General features: G+C 53.1%; 1 tRNA gene and 1 rRNA gene (1 of these 2 only partly in view). Both read left to right on the forward strand.

What is annotated here, in order from left to right:
• A tRNA-Ala gene (locus GF108_RS22110) sits at window positions 1–20 on the forward strand (it extends 56 nt beyond the left edge of the window).
• Window positions 21–487: 467 nt separating this feature from the next.
• Window positions 488–3,378 (forward strand): 23S ribosomal RNA (locus GF108_RS22115).
• Window positions 3,379–3,493 lie beyond the last annotated feature (115 nt).

Below are 3,493 nucleotides of genomic sequence, written 5' to 3' on the forward strand. Positions count from 1 at the left end.
GATCCCGTCCGGCTCCACCAAGGTTCTGGTTGCTGCGGCTGATACTTGTGGCTGAAACAAAGACATCATGAAAGCAAAAGTTTGCAGGCGCCTGGCGATTTGGCCGGGTGGCTGCCTGTTCTGTATGAAATCGTAAAGAGAAGATATGTCCGGGTCATCCGGATGTTCAGGGGTCCTTCGGGACCGGTGAACGCCCGGTGACGTCGCAAGGGATGCTCATCAAAACCCTTGCAAGATGATTGGCGGCTTAACCGCAGTGCCATCGGAGATATCTCGAGAAGCTGGTCTTTTGTCATATCTTTTTTATTCGCTCACGCGCCGTATCGTCCCTGCCGGGACGGGCGCTGCGCGGGCGCGCAGCAAGCTGCGACGACCTAGCGGTCTGTATGGGTGTCTTTGCAGGGTTCGTCCCGGCGAGGTGCTGTCATTGGAACGTTGGAGCGTTGGGATTGTCTGCAAAGATGAGATGGATATTGGCAATGAGAATGATCAAGTGTCTTAAGGGCATTTGGTGGATGCCTTGGCATGCACAGGCGATGAAGGACGTGATACGCTGCGATAAGCGTCGGGGAGGTGCGAATACCCTTTGATCCGACGATTTCCGAATGGGGAAACCCACCTTAAATGCTTGGGAAATCTGATGCGCCGCTGGCGCATGGGTGAGTAGGAATTGGTGATGAGTGAGTAGAAAATTCTATTCACGACTGACTGATCACTCCTCACTTGCGTCGTTGACGCTTCAGGTTTCCAAGCATTGAAATAAGGTATCTGACCTTCGAATACATAGGGGTTAGAAGCGAACCCGGGGAACTGAAACATCTAAGTACCCGGAGGAAAGGACATCAAACGAGACTCCGCTAGTAGTGGCGAGCGAACGCGGACCAGGCCAGTGGCTTTTATGAGACAAGTGGAACGCTCTGGAAAGGGCGGCTAGAATGGGTGACAGCCCCGTACACGTAATGCGAATAAAAGTCCTTGAGTAGGGCGGGACACGTGAAATCCTGTCTGAACATGGGGAGACCACTCTCCAAGCCTAAGTACTCGTGCATGACCGATAGCGAACCAGTACCGTGAGGGAAAGGTGAAAAGCACCCCGACAAGGGGAGTGAAAGAGATCCTGAAACCGAATGCCTACAAACAGTTGGAGCCCAAGATTTGTTCTGGGTGACAGCGTACCTTTTGTATAATGGGTCAGCGACTTAGTGTGACGAGCAAGCTTAAACCGGTAGGTGTAGGCGCAGCGAAAGCGAGTCTGAACAGGGCGTTCAGTTCGTTGCATTAGACCCGAAACCGAGTGATCTAGCCATGAGCAGGTTGAAGGCAAGGTAACACTTGCTGGAGGACCGAACCCGCATCTGTTGCAATAGATTGGGATGACTTGTGGCTAGGGGTGAAAGGCCAATCAAACTCGGAGATAGCTGGTTCTCCGCGAAATCTATTTAGGTAGAGCGTCGATTTTATACTTCCGGGGGTAGAGCACTGGATGGGCTAGGGGATCTCACCGATTTACCAAACCTAACCAAACTCCGAATACCGGAAAGTACTGATCGGCAGACACACGGCGGGTGCTAACGTCCGTCGTGAAGAGGGCAACAACCCTGACCACCATCTAAGGTCCCTAAGTTATGGCTAAGTGGGAAAGGATGTGAGGATCCCAAAACAACCAGGATGTTGGCTTAGAAGCAGCCATCATTTAAAGAAAGCGTAACAGCTCACTGGTCTAAATAAGGGTCTTTGCGCCGAAAATGTACCGGGGCTCAAGCCATACACCGAAGCTGTGGATTTGCCTGGCAACAGGCAAGTGGTAGCGGAGCGTTCCGTAAGCCGTTGAAGCCGGACCCGTGAGGGCTGGTGGAGGTATCGGAAGTGAGAATGCTGACATGAGTAACGATAAAGGGAGTGAGAGACTCCCTCGCCGAAAGTCCAAGGGTTCCTGCTTAAAGTTAATCTGAGCAGGGTTAGCCGGCCCCTAAGGCGAGGCCGAAAGGCGTAGTCGATGGGAACCACGTTAATATTCGTGGGCCTGCGGGTAGTGACGGATCGCGTATGTTGTTCCTCCTTATTGGATTGGAGGGGCTTCGAAGCGGTTCCAGGAAATAGCTCCCGCGTATAGACCGTACCCGAAACCGACACTGGTGGACTGGTAGAGAATACCAAGGCGCTTGAGAGAACTGCGTTGAAGGAACTCGGCAAATTGCACGCGTAACTTCGGAAGAAGCGTGACCCTTTTTTACGCAAGTAGAAGGGGGTGGCACAGACCAGGGGGTAGCGACTGTTTACCAAAAACACAGGGCTCTGCGAAGCCGTAAGGCGACGTATAGGGTCTGACGCCTGCCCGGTGCTGGAAGGTTAAGAGGAGAGGTGCAAGCTTTGAATCGAAGCCCCAGTAAACGGCGGCCGTAACTATAACGGTCCTAAGGTAGCGAAATTCCTTGTCGGGTAAGTTCCGACCTGCACGAATGGCGTAACGACTTCCCCGCTGTCTCCAACGCAGACTCAGTGAAATTGAATTCCCCGTGAAGATGCGGGGTTCCTGCGGTTAGACGGAAAGACCCCGTGCACCTTTACTATAGCTTTACACTGGCATTCGTGTCGGCATGTGTAGGATAGGTGGTAGACTTTGAAGCCGTGGCGCCAGCCATGGTGGAGTCACCCTTGAAATACCACCCTTATCGTCATGGATGTCTAACTGCGGCCCGTTATCCGGGTCCAGGACAGTGTATGGTGGGTAGTTTGACTGGGGCGGTCGCCTCCTAAAGAGTAACGGAGGCGCGCGATGGTGGGCTCAGACCGGTCGGAAATCGGTCGTCGAGTGCAATGGCATAAGCCCGCCTGACTGCGAGACTGACAAGTCGAGCAGAGACGAAAGTCGGTCATAGTGATCCGGTGGTCCCGCGTGGAAGGGCCATCGCTCAACGGATAAAAGGTACGCCGGGGATAACAGGCTGATGACCCCCAAGAGTCCATATCGACGGGGTTGTTTGGCACCTCGATGTCGACTCATCGCATCCTGGGGCTGGAGCAGGTCCCAAGGGTATGGCTGTTCGCCATTTAAAGCGGTACGTGAGTTGGGTTCAGAACGTCGTGAGACAGTTCGGTCCCTATCTGCCGTGGGTGTAGGAATATTGACAGGATCTGTCCCTAGTACGAGAGGACCGGGATGGACGTATCTCTGGTGGACCTGTTGTGGCGCCAGCCGCATAGCAGGGTAGCTATATACGGACGGGATAACCGCTGAAGGCATCTAAGCGGGAAACCCACCTGAAAACGAGTATTCCCTATCAGAGCCGTGGAAGACCACCACGTTGATAGGCCGGGTGTGGAAGTGCGGCAACGCATGAAGCTTACCGGTACTAATAGCTCGATCGACTTGATCATTCTCATTACAAATATCCATCCAAAACGCCACAAAGGCGTGAAAAAGGTAAGTCGTAAGTCGTCAGTAGTGGAGTAGAAAGAAAGCAAAGTAGTGTCTTCACTACTCACTACTCAC

This window comes from Phyllobacterium sp. SYP-B3895 (assembly GCF_009647635.1).
In the GTDB taxonomy this organism is placed as follows: domain Bacteria; phylum Pseudomonadota; class Alphaproteobacteria; order Rhizobiales; family Rhizobiaceae; genus Phyllobacterium; species Phyllobacterium pellucidum.